At 47.1% G+C, this 18,072-nt stretch carries 14 protein-coding genes; 8 read left to right on the top strand and 6 right to left on the bottom strand.

Annotation, left to right across the window (positions count from 1 at the left end; genetic code table 11):
• The first annotated feature begins 2 nt into the window (after positions 1 to 2).
• Entirely contained in the window at positions 3 to 1,199 is a 1,197-nt protein-coding gene (locus FBQ74_RS12075) for an MFS transporter (protein WP_139756902.1), read from the top strand.
• 14 nt (positions 1,200 to 1,213) lie between these two features.
• Complete coding sequence (locus FBQ74_RS12070; protein WP_139756901.1) at positions 1,214 to 2,167, top strand: hypothetical protein; 954 nt, start codon at positions 1,214 to 1,216, stop codon at positions 2,165 to 2,167.
• On the opposite strand, the gene FBQ74_RS12065 is transcribed toward FBQ74_RS12070, so the two are convergent.
• The 4 genes from FBQ74_RS12065 to FBQ74_RS12050 form a co-directional block, all read right to left on the bottom strand.
• Positions 2,164 to 3,687 carry a SpoVR family protein gene (locus tag FBQ74_RS12065; protein WP_139756900.1) on the bottom strand — a complete coding sequence of 508 codons (1,524 nt, stop codon included), beginning with the start codon at positions 3,685 to 3,687 and terminating at the stop codon, positions 2,164 to 2,166. The genes FBQ74_RS12070 and FBQ74_RS12065 overlap by 4 nt on opposite strands.
• Position 3,688: 1 nt before the next feature.
• Complete coding sequence (locus FBQ74_RS12060) at positions 3,689 to 4,972, bottom strand: YeaH/YhbH family protein (protein ID WP_139756899.1); 1,284 nt, start codon at positions 4,970 to 4,972, stop codon at positions 3,689 to 3,691.
• Between the two features lie 36 nt (positions 4,973 to 5,008).
• Complete coding sequence (locus FBQ74_RS12055) at positions 5,009 to 6,931, bottom strand: PrkA family serine protein kinase (RefSeq protein WP_139756898.1); 1,923 nt, start codon at positions 6,929 to 6,931, stop codon at positions 5,009 to 5,011.
• A gap of 229 nt (positions 6,932 to 7,160) precedes the next feature.
• Positions 7,161 to 7,745, bottom strand: coding sequence for a Fe-Mn family superoxide dismutase (locus FBQ74_RS12050; RefSeq protein WP_139756897.1), 585 nt, complete (start codon positions 7,743 to 7,745; stop codon positions 7,161 to 7,163).
• A 375-nt stretch (positions 7,746 to 8,120) separates the two neighbouring features.
• On the opposite strand from FBQ74_RS12050, the gene FBQ74_RS12045 reads away from it, so the two are divergent.
• The 5 genes from FBQ74_RS12045 to FBQ74_RS12025 all read left to right on the top strand — a co-directional run bounded on the left by FBQ74_RS12045 (position 8,121) and on the right by FBQ74_RS12025 (position 16,250).
• Positions 8,121 to 8,468 carry a Grx4 family monothiol glutaredoxin gene (locus FBQ74_RS12045; RefSeq protein WP_139756896.1) on the top strand — a complete coding sequence of 116 codons (348 nt, stop codon included), beginning with the start codon at positions 8,121 to 8,123 and terminating at the stop codon, positions 8,466 to 8,468.
• 311 nt (positions 8,469 to 8,779) lie between these two features.
• The gene (locus tag FBQ74_RS12040) at positions 8,780 to 11,377 is read left to right on the top strand and encodes a TonB-dependent receptor plug domain-containing protein (protein ID WP_139756895.1); all 2,598 of its coding nucleotides are present in this window, start codon (positions 8,780 to 8,782) and stop codon (positions 11,375 to 11,377) included.
• A 171-nt stretch (positions 11,378 to 11,548) separates the two neighbouring features.
• Positions 11,549 to 12,106, top strand: a complete 558-nt coding sequence (locus tag FBQ74_RS12035) for an RNA polymerase sigma factor (RefSeq protein WP_139756894.1) — start codon at positions 11,549 to 11,551, stop codon at positions 12,104 to 12,106.
• Positions 12,103 to 13,179 carry a FecR family protein gene (locus FBQ74_RS12030; RefSeq protein WP_139756893.1) on the top strand — a complete coding sequence of 359 codons (1,077 nt, stop codon included), beginning with the start codon at positions 12,103 to 12,105 and terminating at the stop codon, positions 13,177 to 13,179. The genes FBQ74_RS12035 and FBQ74_RS12030 overlap by 4 nt, the downstream gene beginning before the upstream one ends.
• Positions 13,180 to 13,355: 176 nt before the next feature.
• A complete protein-coding gene (locus FBQ74_RS12025; protein ID WP_139756892.1) occupies positions 13,356 to 16,250 on the top strand; it encodes a TonB-dependent receptor plug domain-containing protein in 2,895 nt (964 codons plus the stop codon).
• Between the two features lie 14 nt (positions 16,251 to 16,264).
• Here FBQ74_RS12025 and FBQ74_RS12020 read toward each other — a convergent pair whose 3' ends face one another.
• Positions 16,265 to 16,459: a (2Fe-2S)-binding protein gene (locus FBQ74_RS12020; RefSeq protein WP_139756891.1), complete on the bottom strand. Its 195-nt coding sequence runs from the start codon at positions 16,457 to 16,459 to the stop codon at positions 16,265 to 16,267.
• Between the two features lie 243 nt (positions 16,460 to 16,702).
• On the opposite strand from FBQ74_RS12020, the gene FBQ74_RS12015 reads away from it, so the two are divergent.
• On the top strand, positions 16,703 to 17,308 hold the full coding sequence (locus tag FBQ74_RS12015; protein ID WP_139756890.1) for a peroxiredoxin: 606 nt from the start codon (positions 16,703 to 16,705) through the stop codon (positions 17,306 to 17,308).
• Positions 17,309 to 17,362: 54 nt separating this feature from the next.
• Here FBQ74_RS12015 and rnt read toward each other — a convergent pair whose 3' ends face one another.
• Positions 17,363 to 18,010, bottom strand: a complete 648-nt coding sequence (gene rnt / locus FBQ74_RS12010; RefSeq protein WP_139756889.1) for a ribonuclease T — start codon at positions 18,008 to 18,010, stop codon at positions 17,363 to 17,365.
• Positions 18,011 to 18,072: the final 62 nt, after the last annotated feature.

Here is an 18,072-nt window from a genome sequence, read left to right as displayed (position 1 = left end):
CGGTGCCTGTTAATGCGTTATCGGGTGAGGGTAAAGCCCACACCCGAACCAATCTTATTTTACTGGCTGTTACTTACTGGCTTTACTTTGGGCAACTCGGTGTTTTGGTTCCTTATCTGGGCATTTTTCTGGATGGCCGGGGTTTTAGTTCTGCTGATATTGGTAATCTATTTGCCGTTATTACATTATCGCGGATCATCGGACCGTCGATATGGGCCGGACTGGCAGACAGAACCGGAAAAGCACTTCAGATATTGCGACTAGGCTGCTTGCTTAGCGCCCTGTGCTTCGGGTTAGTATTTTTCGTAACCGGCTTTTGGGGGCTTACCCTCGCATTCGGTCTAATGATGATGTTCTGGACCGCAGTACTTCCGCAGCTGGAAGTAATTACAATGAAATCGGTATCACCGACCAACACAAGCTACGGGCAGATACGGCTATGGGGCAGTATCGGGTTTATCATTTTGACTGTGGGCGTTGGCAAAGGTCTTGATCTTACTTCTACCGAATTGCCGGTTTATGCCAGTATACTCATTCTTTCATTATTATTTTTAAGCTCGCTTTTTTTAACCCAGCCGGCACTTAAAACAAATTTTAATGAGGTCTCCGGAAGTCTCTGGCGGTGTATATCAACGCGCCCATTTCTGATCTTCATGATCAGCGCCACACTACTGCAAATCAGTTTTGGGCCATATTATGGTTTTTTTGCATTGTATATGCGCGACCTGAACTATTCTGGTCAGCAGACAGGTTTGCTTATTGCGCTGGGTGTGTTGGCTGAAGTCGGCATCTTTTTAATTGCGCAGCGCCTCATCCGACAGTTTGGCGTGTGGTTACTATTGATGCTTTGTCTTTTACTTACCGCTGTACGCTGGTACGCACTGGCAGGGTGGGCTGATATTGGCTGGATAGTGGTAGTGACGCAACTGATTCACGCCCTGAGCTTCGGTTTAAACCACGCTACATCGGTACATTTTATTCATCATTATTTACCGGCTCAATATCATGGGCGCGGGCAGGCATTGTATATCGGGATCGCCTTCGGATTCGGTGGTGCATTCGGTAATTTCGGGGCTGGTCAGTTGTGGCAGGACGGCACCAACAGTTATACCACCTTTGCCATCGCTGCCTTAAGTTGTCTGGCCGGTGCGCTGGTGCTATTGTTAGTGCGCCCGAAAAACATGGATAGCGGATACTGACTGGTGGGAATTCAATGAAAAATTTTGCTCTGAGCGGCGTCATTTTCACGGCGATATCGCTAACATCTGCACCGGCAAGTTCGGCTTCAAACTTATGGCTATTCAGTCTTAGCTATGAAAACAATAAGCCAAGTATTGAGCAGGCCCGTAAAATTACTGACACTGACTCATACACTAACCAGCCCCACTTTTTCAGCCGCGGTCAGAAGCTGTATTACACGCAACAGTTTGATGCTGGCTCAGCTTCTCAAACCGATGTTATGGAATACAACCTGGTCAATCAGTATCACCGGAATCTGACCTATACCGCCACCTCCGAATATTCACCAACACCGATGCCCGAAGCCGATGGTTTTTCAACCATACTGGTTGATAAAAAGCAAAAACAGTGGCTTTGGCTGTTTGATGGAGGCAGGGGACACAAATTCAGCGATGTTGAGCCGATAGGCTATCATGCGTGGATAAACAACGATGAGGCATTAGTATTCGTACTTGGAGAGCCTCATACACTGCAGCGACTTGGCCGTGACAGGAAACCTGAAGTACTGGATAAAAATATTGGTCCAAGTCTTTGGAAAATTCCTGATACCACGCTTTTCAGCTACACCAAAAACCCGGAGCCGGAAAATCAGCCCTGGACACTCATGAGTTACGACCCGGAGGCCCGCCAGTCAAGCTTACTGGTAACGCTACCAGAAAGTGCGTATTACATGGCCTGGACACCAGGTGCTAAGGCGCTGACAATTGTTGATAATGTTATTCTGGCGTGGGATTTTCGCGAGCCTGTAGTCAGTGAAATGCCTAACCGGCAAGCCAACCACACCGCAGAGTCTGCAGACACCACTGCGCCAGCGTGGCAACCATGGCTCGACATTTCAGACTATTGTCCTCAGGGGGGAAGCCGGTTGCATGTTAGTCATAAGGGTACGCACCTTGCGGTAGTATGCGAAGAAGGAAGCGAAGGTTAAGCGACCTTCGCTTTTTTAGTGCATGCAGCGATAATTTCCACTTCGCCGTTTTCCATTTCCTGTTCCAGCCTGACATTGAACTTCCATAGCCTGTTCAGGTGTCGCATTACCTCTTCTTTAGACTCTGCCAGTGGAATACCGTTTTGCGGAATGTAGCGCAATGTCAGTGAGCGATCGCCACGTACATCCACATTGTAAATCTGAATATTTGGCTCGTTGTTGCTCAGGTTGTATTGCGCTGAAAGTTTTTCCTTTATCGCCCGATAGCCGGATTCATCATGTATGGCACTCACACTGATAAACGGATTCTGAGCGTCATCCTCAACGGCGAACAATTTGAAATCGCGTATTAGTTTGGGTGAAAGAAACTGACTGATAAAGCTTTCATCCTTAAAGTTCTGCATGGCAAAATGAACGGTCTCCAACCAGTCTTTACCTGCGATATCTGGTAAATAATAACGGTCTTCATCAGTAGGATTCTGACAAATCCGCTTAATATCCATGAACATATTGAACCCCAGCGCGTAGGGGTTAATGCCGGAATAATAGGGGCTGTTGTATTCCGGTTGCATCACGACACTGGTATGACTGTGCAAAAACTCCATCATAAAACGGTCTGTTACCAGTCCATCGTCGTAAAGCTGCGTGAGAATATGATAGTGCCAGAAACACGCCCAGCCCTCATTCATAACCTGTGTTTGTTTTTGCGGATAAAAGTACTGAGAAACCTTTCTGACAATCCGTACCAGTTCTCTTTGCCACGGCTCCAGTAACGGCGCATTTTTCTCAATGAAATAAAGCAGGTTTTCCTGTGGCTCCTCGGGGAAGCGAATGGCCTGAGGCTCTACACTGGCTTTACTATCGGGTAGCGTCCGCCATAACTCATTTACCTGTGACTGCAGATATTTTTCCCGTTGCTTTTGACGGTTACGCTCTTCCTGTAATGAAATCTTTTGCGGACGTTTATACCTGTCCACGCCATAGTTCATCAGTGCGTGGCAAGAGTCGAGAATATCCTCTACTTCTTTCTCACCATGCTTTTGTTCGCATTTAGAAATGTAATTTTTAGCAAAAACCAGATAATCAATAATTGAATCAGCATCTGTCCATGTCTGAAACAAATAGTTACCTTTGAAAAATGAGTTGTGTCCGTAACAGGCGTGCGCCATGACCAGCGCCTGCATAGTAATGGTGTTTTCCTCCATCAGATACGCGATGCAGGGGTTAGAATTGATAACTATCTCGTACGCCAGGCCCATTTGACCACGGCGATATTGCTGCTCTGTCTGAATAAACTTTTTGCCAAATGACCAGTGCGTATAATTAATCGGCATCCCGATACTGGCATAGGCATCCATCATTTGTTCAGCGGTAATTACTTCAATCTGATTGGGATAAATATCCAGGCGGAAATCTTTAGCGATTCTGTCAATGTGGTATTCATATTGTTCAATTAAGTCAAAGGTCCAGTCAGGCCCGTCACTCAATGGCACTGTATACTTTTGCTCAGCACTTCCCATGTCAGCCTCCTGATTCTGCCGTTTGTTCAGTGCGTGAAAACAGTTCACGAAAGACCGGATAAATGTCTGATACAGACTGAACATGTTTACAAACAAAATTATCTGATACTGCCTCTACGCCCTGATACTCTCGCCACAAGCTCTGATGCTGTCGTTCTGTAATCTCAATGTACGCAAAGTAGCGGGTGACAGGAAGCAGGCTGTTTAGCAGCAGGTCTTTGCAATACGGTGAGTCGTCAGCCCAGTTATCGCCATCTGAAGCCTGTGCAGCGTAGATATTCCAGTTCGCATCACTGTAACGGGCTTTAACAATCTCATCCATTAGCCTTAAAGCACTGGACACAATGGTGCCACCCGTTTCCTGAGAGTAAAAAAACTCATGCTCATCGACTTCTTTTGCCTGCGTGTGATGACGAATATAGACAACCTCAACATTTTCATACGTTCTGGTTAAAAAGAGATACAGCAAGATATAGAATCGTTTGGCCATGTCTTTGGTGGCCTGGTCCATGGAACCGGACACATCCATCAAACAGAACATGACTGCCTTGCTGGTGGGGACAGGACGTTTATCGTAATTTTTAAAACGCAGGTCAAAGGTATCTATAAATGGCACACCAGCAATCTTTTTGCGCAACGCCTCTATGTCTTTTTCCAGCGCAATGATAGCCAGCGTGTTTTCATGTTTATCTGCTTTTAATGCAGTTAATTCCTCTTCTAACTCACGCAGCTTCTTGCGATCGGCGCCTGTTAGCGCGATACGTCTTGCAACGGAGCCTTTAAGTGAACGAACAATATCAAGATTGCTGGGCACGCCATCGGTCTGATACCCGGCACGATAAGTTTCGTAATCGACAACTTTATCGAATTGCGTTTTCTGAAGATTGGGCAGTGCCAAATCATCAAAGAGTAAATCCAGGTACTCATCTTTGGAAATCGAAAATACAAAGTCATCCTGACCCTCGCCGCTGTCACTGGCATCGCCGTCACCTGGTCCGCCCTGACCCTGCGGCGGGCGGTCTATGCGGTCGCCGGTGACAAACTGGTCGTTTCCCGGATGCACGGCTTCACGGCGACCACCTTTACCGGTATGAAAAACGGGCTCAGAGATATCCCGGGTTGGGATACTGACCTGCTCACCGCTCTCCAAATCGGTAACGGAACGACTTCCTACTGCATCTGACACCGCTTTTTTAATCTGCTGTTTGTAACGACGCAGAAAGCGTTGACGATTGACGGTGCTCTTCCCTTTGCTGTTTAATCGCCGGTCTATAAAATGCGCCATAAGCACCTACTCTGACTGCAGACAAAGAACATGTTGTTAAGACGCTTTACGCACTCTTAGATACCATTCGCACAGTAAGCGAACCTGCTTCTGCGTATAGCCTTTCTCTGTCATGCGATTAACAAAATCATCATGTTTTTTCTTGTCTTCGGTTGAGCCTTTCGTGTTGAACGAAATAACCGGCAACAAATCTTCTGTATTTGAGAACATTTTCTTCTCAATAACCGTGCGAAGTTTTTCATAACTCGTCCATGCCGGATTTTTGCCACCATTATTGGCTCGGGCACGAAGGACAAAGTTGACAATTTCGTTACGAAAATCTTTAGGATTGCTGATACCTGCCGGTTTCTCGGTTTTTTCAAGCTCCGCATTGAGCGACTCACGGTCAAACAGCTGGCCAGTCTCCGGATCTCTGTATTCCTGATCCTGGATCCAGAAATCAGCATAGGTGACATAGCGGTCGAACAGGTTCTGGCCATATTCTGAATATGATTCCAGATACGCAGTCTGAATTTCCTTGCCGATAAACTCGACATAGCGGGGAATCAGATAGCCTTTCAGAAACTCCCGATAGCGATCGGCTGTTTCCTGGGGAAACTGTTCGCGCTCGATCTGTCTTTCCAACACGTAGAACAGGTGAACCGGATTAGCTGCGACTTCCTGATGGTCAAAGTTAAACACTCTGGATAAAATTTTAAACGCAAAGCGGGTGGATAACCCTTCCATGCCTTCATCGACACCGGCATAGTCACGATATTCCTGATAGGATTTTGCTTTCGGGTCGGTATCTTTAAGACTTTCACCGTCGTAAACCCGCATCTTTGAATAGATACTGGAGTTTTCAGGTGATTTAAGACGAGACAGCACCGTGAACTGCGCTAAGCATTCTAAAGTGTCAGGGGCACATGGGGCACCGTTTAATTCGCTGTGATCCAGCAACTTCCTGTAGATTTTCATCTCTTCAGTAACACGGAGGCAGTACGGGACTTTCACGATGTAAACGCGATCAAGAAATGCCTCATTGTTTTTGTTGTTTCTGAATGATTGCCACTCAGACTCATTTGAGTGGGCCAATATCAGGCCATCAAAGGGCAGGGCAGAAAACCCCTCAGTGGGATTGTAATTTCCTTCCTGGGTGGCAGTTAACAGGGGATGAAGCACCTTGATTGGCGCTTTGAACATCTCAACAAACTCCATCAGTCCCTGATTAGCCTTGCACAGTGACCCGGAATAACTGTAGGCGTCAGGATCATTCTGCGCATACTGCTCGAGTCGTCGAATATCGACTTTACCCACCAATGATGAGATATCCTGATTATTCTCGTCACCAGGCTCTGTTTTCGCGATAGCAGTTTGGTCCAGAATAGAAGGGTAAACGCGCACCACTTTAAACTGGGTAATATCGCCACCTGCTTCATGCAGACGCTTTCTGACCCAGGGGGACATAATGGTTTTTAAATACCGTTTCGGGATGCCGTATTCCTGCTCAAGAATATTGCCATCTTCATTGATATCAAACAGGCAGAAAGGGTGGTCGTTTACCGGCGAGCCTTTAAGCATATAGATAGGGACTTTTTGCATGAGCTCTTTAAGTCGCTCAGCCAGCGATGATTTACCACCGCCAACGGGACCGAGTAAGTAGAGAATTTGCTTTTTCTCTTCTAAGCCCTGTGCAGCGTGGCGCAGGTAGGAAACAATCTGTTCAATGGACTCTTCCATACCATAGAACTCGCTGAATGCCGGATATCTGGCAATAATGCGATTGGAGAAAAGACGGCTGAGTGCCGGGTCGTTAGATGTGTCAATCATTTCAGGCTCGCCAATAGCCTGAAGTAAACGCTCAGCAGAGTTAGCATAGGCCATCGGATCAGATTTACATATCTCAAGAAATTCCTGAATCGTAAACTCTTCCTGCTTTCTCTCTTCGTAGCGTTGCTGGTAATGTTCGAAAATACCCATGAGTACCTCTAAGTCAGAAAACGGCTCCCCATACTTTCAGCTTAGTCGGTATTTCTAAAATCGAAATTTTTTTTGAATTTTTTTAGGAATAGTCAGAAAAGAAATGTTCTATGAAAAACTGAACTTTTTTTGAACAGTAATGGTCGATTATTAAGCTTTTTACATAGGTTTTTGGATATATAAAAGCCCGCACGATGGCGGGCTTGAGTCAGCAAGATAAGTATTTTGCTTATTTAGCGAAGTTATCTGCTACAAAATTCCAGTTTACGACAGCCCAGAAGTTTTCAAGATACTTAGGACGCGCATTACGGTAATCGATGTAATAAGCATGTTCCCAAACATCCGCAGTCAGTAGCGGAGTATGCTCGCTACCAGAAATAGGCGTTTCCGCATCATCAGTGTTCACGATATCCAGTGAACCGTCTGATGTTTTAACCAGCCATGTCCAGCCTGAACCGAAGTTGCCTGTTGCCTTGTCATTAAAAGCAGCCTGGAAATCCGCGAATGAGCCCCATTTTGCGTTAATCGCGTCTGCTAGTTCACCGCTTGGTTCACCGCCACCGTTAGGGCTCAGGCCATTCCAGTAAAATGTGTGGTTCCAGACCTGCGCTGCATTGTTGAACAAGCCACCACTTGAAGATTTGATAATCTCCTCAAGGCTCTTGTTTTCGTTTTCTGTACCTTCGACCAGGCCGTTCAGCTTGGATACGTAAGTCGCGTGGTGTTTACCATAGTGGTATTCCAGCGTCTCAGCAGAAATATGAGGTTCCAGTGCATTCTTTTCATAGGGTAATGCTGGTAATTCAAAAGCCATTACGAGTCTCCATGTTGGTGATAATGTTTGCTGGTCAGCAGGTGGGTCTCTAAAAGCCACACGCTATCAACCTGCAACGGTCTTAACTAACCAAAAATATAAGGGCGAATTTTGATAACCCAATGACAAAAATTTTGAATTTTCTCAAATCCGGTCGCAGTAACAATGTCGGTGGTGAAAGGGTTAATCGCTCAATATGTTTCTCATAGGCTGCGCCAATCCTTTCAGATCACCTCACAACGCGCATTTCATAAAAAGTTACCACCGTGAGTCGGCTATGATGCGGCCCGTTGAATATGATATTATCTGGCACCTTGAAAGGCAGACCCGTGATGCCCATATACTCAGGCAAACGTCACCGAAAGCGAGGATTTAATGGAAGGTACAACCCCTGAATCAACAGTTGAAAAAATTAAAGAGCAGATAGCAGAGAACCCGATTCTTCTTTATATGAAAGGCTCGCCTAAATTGCCAAGTTGCGGGTTTTCCGCTCAGGCTGCTCAGGCGCTGATGTCCTGCGGTGAACAGTTTGCGTATGTTGATATCCTGCAAAATCCGGATATCCGTGCTGAGTTGCCTAAATATGCTAACTGGCCAACGTTTCCACAATTGTGGGTAGATGGTGAGCTGGTAGGCGGCTGTGACATTATTATTGAGATGTTTCAGCAAAACGAGTTACAGCCACTCATTAAAGAAACGGCTGAAAAGCAGAAAAGCGAATAGAAAAAAAGAACCCGGCACAAGCCGGGTTTTTAATGCAGTGAAGAACGGGAGATTCACTAAAAATTGCACGGCGTAAAAGCGCCGATAACTATATAGACAAGTCAGAAAATAAAATCCTCTATGCTCTGAAAATAAATAATTTTTTTACCTGGAATTGTTTGTTTTCCAGCCATTTACTGTTTATAACCGAAGACGCAGGTTTGAATTTCAGCCTGTAACAACAAGTGAAAACGTTCTCTTTTTGCGCCTGAAAATAAAAACGATGCCTGATGAGGCTGCATTAAGAAAAATACTGTTCTTCGGGGAAACTTATGAAAACAACTTTGTCACCACTGGCAAAAAACCTTCGTTCTGTTTTTGCAGCATCCGCCGCAATTTCACTCTTATCTTTTAATACCGCGATAGCCCAGGAGCAAACAGAGCAAAGCGCTCAGGAAGCACCTGAAGATGTAGAGCAAATTGCGGTTGTTGGTACTCGCGCTGCGCCACGTTCAGTGGGCGAGTCTCCTGTACCTATTGATATTATTTCAGATGAAGAGTTCAAAAATCAGGGCTCTACTGACATGGTCTCGATGTTACAGACAGTAGTGCCATCATTTAACGTTAATGAGCAACCGATCAACGATGCATCAACATTGGTTCGCCCTGCGAACCTGCGTGGCATGGCCTCTGACCATACGCTGGTATTGGTCAATGGTAAGCGTCGTCACCGCTCTGCAGTTATCACCTTTTTGGGCGGTGGTTTATCAGATGGTGCCCAGGGCCCGGATATTTCTGTCATTCCGGCGTTCGCACTCAAACAGGTAGAAGTATTGCGTGATGGTGCGGCAGCTCAGTACGGCTCAGATGCGATTGCCGGGGTTGTAAACTTTGTGCTTAAAGACGCCTCTGAAGGTGGTGTTGCCGAAGCGCGATACGGCTCTTACTACGAGGGCGACGGTGAGATGATGCAGGTTTCCGGTAACATTGGCCTGCCGTTAGGCGATGATGGTTTTGCCAATTTTACTGCCGAATACCGTACTGCTGATCCTACCTCACGCAGTGTCCAGCGTGATGATGCTGCAGGATTGATTGCCGCCGGGAATACATTTGTTGCTGATCCCGCACAAATCTGGGGTAATCCGGAAATAAAAGACGATATAAAATTGTTTGCCAACCTGGGTATGGAACTAAGCAACTCATCTGAAGCCTACCTGTTTGGTAACTACGCCGAGCGTGAAGTTGAGGGCGGATTTTACTATCGTAACCCACACACTCGCGGTGGTGTAAACGATGGCGGAGTCGATGACGACGGCACTCCGCTGTTGTTGGTCGGTGACCTGGACGGCGTGGGTACCGGTGTTCAGTGTCCAACAGTCAGAATTAGTGACGGTAATGTTCTTGATGATGCTGATTATGGTCTGATTGCCGATAATAGCACAGCGGTTGGCGCTAACTGTTTTGCATTTAATGAGTTATTCCCGGGCGGTTTCACCCCTCGTTTCGGCGGAACCATTACCGATATGTCTCTGGTATTTGGTACCAAAGGCGAACTGGCCAATGAAATTGGTTACGATGTCAGTGTAAACCTGGGCCAGAACGAAGTTGACTTTGCTATATCAAATACCGTTAACCCTTCACTGGGGCCGGCAACGCCAACATCCTTTAAACCAGGCAGATATACACAATCAGAACAGACTTTTGACCTTGGCCTGACAAAGCCCATTGATATTGGCATGGCTGACCCATTGTTCTTAGCGGGTGGTTTCCAATATCGTCATGAGTCCTATGAAAGCTTCGCCGGAGATACCGCATCTTACGAGATCGGCCCACTGGCTTCCCAGGGCTTTGGGATCGGCTCAAACGGCTTTCCGGGGTTATCAGCGCGCAGTCAGGGTGAAGCGTCTCGTCATAACATAGCATTCTACCTGGATGCAGAGATGTATCTGACTGAAAACTTCCTGGTTGCAGGTGCGGTGCGCTACGAAGACTTTTCAGACTTCGGTGATACCACCAAAGGCAAGATTTCAGCCCGCTGGCAGCTTACCGATACACTGGCCCTTCGCGGCGCATTTTCAACAGGCTTCAAGGCACCAACGATTGGTCAGACTAACGTGCGTAACGTAACAACCGCGTTTGGTACCGATGGTGAACTGATTGACCGCGCAACACTGCCACCTACGGATCCTATTTCCGTACAAAAAGGTGGTACGGTGCTGACGCCTGAAGAATCAGAAAGCTTAAGCTTCGGTGTGGTAGCAAACTTTGATAATGGCTTCTTCTTTACTGCCGATTATTACAACATCGAACTGACAGACCGCATCAGTACTACGTCTGGTATAAAGCTGACCGATGAAGACATTGCAGCACTGCTGGCTCAGGGCGTCAGTGATGCATCCAGCTTCTCAGAAGTCAGCTTTTTCACCAACGACTTTGACACGACGACTGAAGGTGTAGATGTTGTTGCGAACTACAGTCATGAGATGTTTGGCGGTGATACGAAGTATTCACTGGCATATAACTGGACATCCACAGAAGTGGACGAAGCCTCAGATAACATTTCCGCTGAGCGTATTCGCATGCTGGAAGACAACCTTCCCTCTACGCGCTGGAGTTTGACCACCACGCATACCAATGAGAACTGGCGTTTACTGGGCCGACTGAACTACTTTGGCAGCATTTATGAAGACCATTTGGATTCAGGGTTGCCGATTGAAGATATTAGCAGTGAAATCACGTTGGATCTGGAAGTAGGATACTACATCGGTGAAAACATTCAGTTAGTCGCTGGTGCGAAAAACGCGTTAGATGAATATCCTGACGAGAACGTTCTGTACGACAATGAAGTAGCAGGTGCGGCTTATCCGGTGACATCGCCAATTGGTATCAACGGGGGCTTTTACTACGCCCGCGCTATTTATACCTTTTAACGTTTGATGAGGGGCCTCGAGCCCCTCTTTACACTTTTACTCGCGTATTTAAGCGGGTTAACAGGTGACAATTTTTACTGGCTACTGCACTATAGCGGCCTTAAACTATTTTGTGCCGCAAGCTTAAACAGTATGCGGTCTCGGTTTTCATAAAATACGATAAATCGACTCATGTCAGATAAATCCACACTCGCTGATACGTTTATCAAATATCGCGGCAAGCTGATGCGGGCAGTAAGCTCCATAGTTAGTCCGGATGATATTGAAGATATCGTGCAGGAAGCGTTCATTAAGAGCTATGAAGCGCAGCTGAATCAGGATATTCAGTATGAGCGTACTTACATGCTGCAGACAGTCAGAAACCTGGCGCTGAATCATGTATCGAGTGCAGCCAGTACGCTAAACGATCCTATCGAGAATATGGATGCACTACCGTACGATCTGGTAGGCCATACGCTGGAAAAGCATGTGGAAGGCAAAGAGCGTTTTATTCATTTTTGTCGTGCAACAACGACATTATCTCCCGATGTAAAACGGGTGTTTTTGCTTAAAAAAGTATATGGAATGAAGCAAAAGGAAATTGCAGAACTGGTAGGGCTAAGCGAAAGCACGGTTGAAAAGCATGTCGCAAAAGGTCTGCTGATGTGTTCAAAGTATATGGCTACACTGAGTGATAACAACGACTCAATGGTAAATAGCCAGTCAGGTCAGGATGTTCGAAGTCAATGAACAATATCAGTCACTTTACCAGCAAAGACGAAATCTACGAGCAAGCTTCTGTTTGGATAAGCCGTATTGACCGCGGCTTGTCAGAAGATGAAAAGACAGCACTCAGTCATTGGCTGAACGCCAGTCAGGGGCACCGCCGCATTCTGTTTGAGCTGGCTGATGTCTGGGACGACATGAGTGTGCTTAGTGAATTACAGCCTTTGAATTCTGCTGCGCCTAAACAGCCCTCGAAGACCTTTCGCAGCCATTTATACCGAAGCCGCCATGCGATTGCTGCATCTTTTGTCATTGTCGGTTTATGCCTGACACTGTTTGGTGTTACGCCCTGGTTATCGGGTGATTCATCAGGACAGGCGCACGCCATTCAGCGTATAGCTACTGCGATTGGTGAGCAGCGTGATGTGAAACTGTCAGACGGTACACTGGTTCAGCTGAACACGAACAGTATTATACAGACTGATTTCAGCGGCAATGTAAGGCGTGTCACACTTAAACAGGGCGAGGCCCACTTTACCGTAGCGCATGACCATTACCGTCCGTTTATTGTGCAGGCAGCCAATAACACCGTTACCGCTATCGGAACCGCCTTCAACATGGAGCTTACTGATACAGATGGCTTTGAGCTGGTTGTAACAGAAGGCAAGGTGCTGGTGAGAGACCTGCTGGAAACTGAGCAGGCCAGTGATGCAACAGCGCTGATTAATCCGGATATCCAGCACGATAAAAAATTACTTATCTCCGGTGAAAAGGCAACTGTAAAAGGTGATATCAGTGAACGGCTGCAGCTTCAGCCTGATGTAATGCAACAGGACCTTGCCTGGCAGCAGGGCATGATCGTATTCACCGGTGAACCTCTGGATGTTGCGCTTAAAGAAATTGGCCGCTATACCCCGGTGACTTTCAAAATTACTGATGAAGCTTTGCGAGACAAGCGTGTGGCGGGCTATTTTAAAGTGGGTGACATCAGTGGCTTGCTGTCTGCATTGAAGAACAGCTTTAATATCGTACATAGGCGGGGCGACGGCTTGGTTATTGAACTTTACCAGGCAACATCGAGCGCGCAGGGCAGTTAACTAATAAGGTTCACCGAAGCATATTCTCTTTCGTGAATATCTGTGCCAGTATGACACTATTGTTACTGCATCAACTTCATTAGTATCAAGAGTGTCGCTAAGCGCGTGATTAATACACACAGTTGTAAAGCATTGTCTGTAAAAAAACGGCTTGGAACAGGCTTTTCTGATCTCCGATGAAAAAGCACCTGCGCACGTTATGTTCTTTAACTGTGCTGGCAGGCCTGTGCGCGAGCTTCCAGTGTATCGCCGCGCAGCCGGTTTTCAATTTTACCATTTCTTCCCAGTCGGCAGATGAGGCGCTTACGGAATTTGCACGACAAGCCGATACCACACTTTTATTTGATTACGAGCTGGTTGAAAAGTTTGAAACCAACTCGCTATCGGGGCAATTCACGCTAAGAGAAGGGCTTCAAAAATTACTGGAAGGTACTGAGCTGGCCATCCATGTTGATGCAACGGGTACGTTTTCGGTAAGACATGTCAGCGAACTACCTGCCACGCCACCGCCTTTAAAAGATAACGCCGACACACAGTCAGATAAGCTCACTTTTGGCCTGGAGCGCATAGCCATTGTTGGTACCCGAAGCTCGCCGCGAAGCGTTACCTCTTCATCAGTGCCACTGGATATCATCACTGATGACGCATTTCGCGCGCAGTCCGGCGCCAATTTACTGGATATGCTCGCTGCATCGGTGCCCTCTCTAAACGTTAACGATCAGCCAATTAATGATGCTACCAGTCTTGTTCGCCCTGCTAACCTGCGGGGTATGGCTTCAGATCATACGCTGTTACTATTGAATGGAAAGCGGCGTCACCGCTCAGCAGTTATTACCTTTTTAGGTGGGGGGCTGTCTGATGGTGCTCAGGGCCCGGATATCTCGGTTCTGCCTGCCAGCGCGATGAAGCAGGTTGAAGTATTAAGGGATGGTGCGGCTGCCCAGTATGGCTCAGACGCGATAGCCGGAGTCATCAATTTTGTACTAAGGGATGACAGCGAGGGCGGCAGTATTTCTGTCAAAAGTGGCCAGTATTTCGAGTCAGACGGACAACTGCTGCAGTTACAGGGAAACGTTGGTCTGCCTCTTTTTGAAGAGGGATTTGCCAATCTTACCGCTGAATACACGCAGCAAAAGCCTACTTCCCGTACGGTGCAACGGTCCGATGCATTGGCCCTGGAGAATGCTGGCAATACCTTTGTGTCAAATCCCGCTCAGGTGTGGGGAACACTGGATGTTGAGCACGATGTTAAGCTGGCAGGAAATTTTGGTTACCCCATCGACCAGAACAAACAGCTTTATGCGTTTGGAAATCTTGCACAGCGAAAAATTGAAGGGGGGTTTTACTTTCGTCACCCACACTTACGTGACGGGGTATTCAGTCGCGAGTATCAGGATGAACGTTCGTTATTAATTGCAGATTTAGATGGCCTTAATCAGGGCATTGCCTGTCCCCGGGTGACCATTGATTCAGATAACGTGCTAACACAGCCTGATTATCAGGTGATTGCCAATGAACAAACAGCGGTGGGTAGGAACTGTTTTGCTTTTAACGAGTGGTATCCTGGCGGATTTACTCCCCGGTTTGGCGGCACCATCAATGATGCCTCAGCCTTTTTCGGCATGAAAGGGCAGACAGCGTCAAACTGGCTGTTTGATATCAGCGCCGGGGTTGGATATTCAAATATTGAGTACACGTTGTCGAACACGGTTAATCCTTCTCTGGGACCTGACAGTCCAACCGACTTCTCGCCAGGTGCTGTAGCCCAGGTGGAGCGGACGGTAAATCTCGATTTGTCGAAGGTCTTTGAGCCGGACTGGCAACATATCGCGCCTGTTAACCTGGGTATGGGGCTGGAATGGCGGCGAGAGAGTTATCATCAAAAAGCCGGTGATGAGCCATCCTGGCAGGCTGGTCCTTTTGCGTTTAACCCGCAAAGTGGGTTATCTCAGGGATTCAGCGTCGGTTCTAATGGCTTTCCCGGTTATCAGCCAGCGGCTGCCGGCCACTGGAGCCGGCACAACTGGGCTCTGTATCTGGATGCCGAAACCCGCTTTGGCGATCTGGAAACCGGTGTGGCAGTCCGGGTTGAGCGCTTTTCAGACTTTGGCTCTACATTTGACGGTAAGCTGACGCTGCGTTTACCGGTCACTGAGCAGCTGGCTCTGCGCAGCTCTGTCAGTACAGGGTTCAAAGCACCTACGGTAGGACAGAGCAATGTGATAAACGTGACCACTGCCTACGCGGCACAGGGATTGGAAGACCAGGCAACACTACCTCCTACGCATCCTATATCGCTTCAGTTAGGCGCTGATGCGCTCAGCCCGGAAGAGTCTGTAAACTACAGTTTTGGTGGTGTTGCGTTTTTTGACGATAACCTCTACATGACCGTTGATTATTTCAATATCGACTTACGCAACAGAATCAGCACAACCTCTGCCATTGAACTGACTCAGCAGGATATAGACGCGTTGCTGGCAATTGGCCAGGATGATGCGCTGAATTACGCAGCCGCGAAGTACTTCACAAATGATTTTGATACGCAGACACAGGGAATCGACGTAGTTTTGCATTACCAGCTTAAAACCGGGGCGTTTTTGCACGATATGAATCTGGCGTATAACTGGACCGATACCCGGGTTGAGAGAGTGTCTTTGTATCCTGTTCAGGATGCTTCTGGTGAGCAGCGCTTTGAGGCGAATCTGACGCCATCAAGAATTCGCATGCTTGAAGAAAATCTACCCTCGCATCGCGGCACCTTTACGGTTAAACACCACTGGAACAATATAACAGGGTTATGGCGGGCAAATTATTACGGTAGCTTTTACGAAGATCACCTTGATGCGGCGGCTGGCTTTGATATTTATTCCGGTTCAGTGACTACTTTGGATGCTGAAATAGCCTGGCTGTTTACCGAATCTACAACACTGTCAGTGGGGGCGGAAAACATTTTTGATGCACGGCCTGAATTAAATCCGTACCGCGGGGAAGTAGGGTCTGAATATCCGCCGACATCACCAAGTGGTATTAATGGCGGATTTTATTATGCGAACGTATCGGTGGTGTTCTAAAGCAATACTATTGGTTAGGAAACTTCTTTGAATAAGGATTCATCAATAATTGTGGCATCGATGATATCCTGCGTCATAGAGATACATCTGCCGCACTGGCTGCCAATCTCCATAACTTCACGGAGCTCACGAAGATTACCGACCCCGTGGGCTTCTACCGCTTGTTGAATAGCTTTATCTGTTACGCCATAGCACATACAAACGTACATCGACAGAATCCTCTAAAAATCACTGCGAATGATAATAGTTGCTATTTACGATTGGTTCAAGCATTCAGATGTTTAATTTTTAACACAAAGTGTAAACCCATTGATTTATCAAAGATTGTTTTAGGCAATTTTCCTTACAACCGACGGTTGTAATTTTTGTTCCCGCACCAATATTCTCTATGCCCGAAGAGCGATGCTATCGGGCCATTATAAAAACTAAATTATACTTCTATGGAGTAAAGCATGAGCGTATTAGTAGGCCGTCAGGCACCTGATTTCACTGCCGCAGCCGTAAAGGGTGATGGTGAGATTGTTGATACTTTTTCACTAAGCGAAGCGATTAAGGGTAAAAAGGCGGTTATCTTTTTCTACCCACTGGATTTTACTTTTGTATGTCCTTCAGAACTTATTGCTTTTGACAAGCGTTACGAAGAGTTCCAGAAGCGCGGTGTGGAAGTTATTGGTGTGTCCATTGACTCTCAGTTTTCTCACAATGCGTGGCGTAATACGCCAGTGAATGAAGGCGGTATTGGCCCGGTTAAATACACACTGGTTGCCGATGTTAAACACGAAATCTGTAAAGCCTATGATGTTGAGCACCCGGAAGCTGGTGTGGCGTTCCGTGGCTCATTTTTGATTGATGAAGAAGGCATGGTTCGTCATCAGGTTGTTAATGATTTACCGCTGGGTCGCAACATTGACGAAATGTTGCGCATGGTAGACGCACTGAGCTTCCATGAAGAACATGGTGAAGTGTGTCCTGCAGGCTGGACTGAAGGAAAGTCAGGAATGGATGCGAGTCCTGAAGGCGTAGCTAAATTCCTGTCCAGTGAAGCTGATAAACTATAAGCAAACACTGGTGAGAACGAGCCCGGTTACCGTTAGCTGGTAACCGGGCTTTTTTTATTCTGCAGTTGCTTTTGGGTCGGGCAGAGGCCAGCCTCCCAACGACTTATACCGATTAACAATATAGCAAAAAAGCTCAGCAGTCCGGCTGGCATCATATAGTGCACTGTGCGCTTCTTTCTGATCAAACGCGATGCCCGCCGCCTGACACGCTTTCACCAGCACCGTCTGGCCAACCGCCAGACCCGCCAGCGACGTAGTATCAAAGGATACAAATGGATGAAACGGCGTGCGTTTTATTTGACTACGCGCCAATGCCGCGTTAACAAACCCCTGGTCGAAACTTGCATTGTGAGCCACAATTACCGAGCGCTGACAGTTGGCGTTTTTCTGCGCCTTGCGGATAGCCTTACACAGCCCCTTCATCGCCTGTGATTCTTCAATTGCACCGCGCAGAGCACATTCAGGATCAATACCATTGAATTCCAGTGCCGCTGGTTCAAGGTTGGCCCCCTCAAAAGGCGTAACATGTGCATGAAAGGTTTCGTCCGGATGTAAATCTCCCTGCTCATCCATTTTTAGCGTTACTGCTGCTATTTCCAATAACGCATCGGTCGATGCGTTAAACCCTGCGGTTTCCACATCGATAACAACGGGAAAATAGCCTCTGAACCGGGAAGCCAGAGCGGGAGTTTCGTCAGTCATAGAACCTCTTTTGACGCGCCTCTCAAATGAATGGAAGCGTATGCGATAAAAGAAAATTATCG

This window comes from Salinimonas iocasae (assembly GCF_006228385.1).
In the GTDB taxonomy this organism is placed as follows: Bacteria; Pseudomonadota; Gammaproteobacteria; order Enterobacterales; family Alteromonadaceae; genus Alteromonas; species Alteromonas iocasae.
The sequence above is the reverse complement of the archived record's forward strand: the minus strand, read 5'-3'. Positions and strand labels throughout refer to the sequence as shown.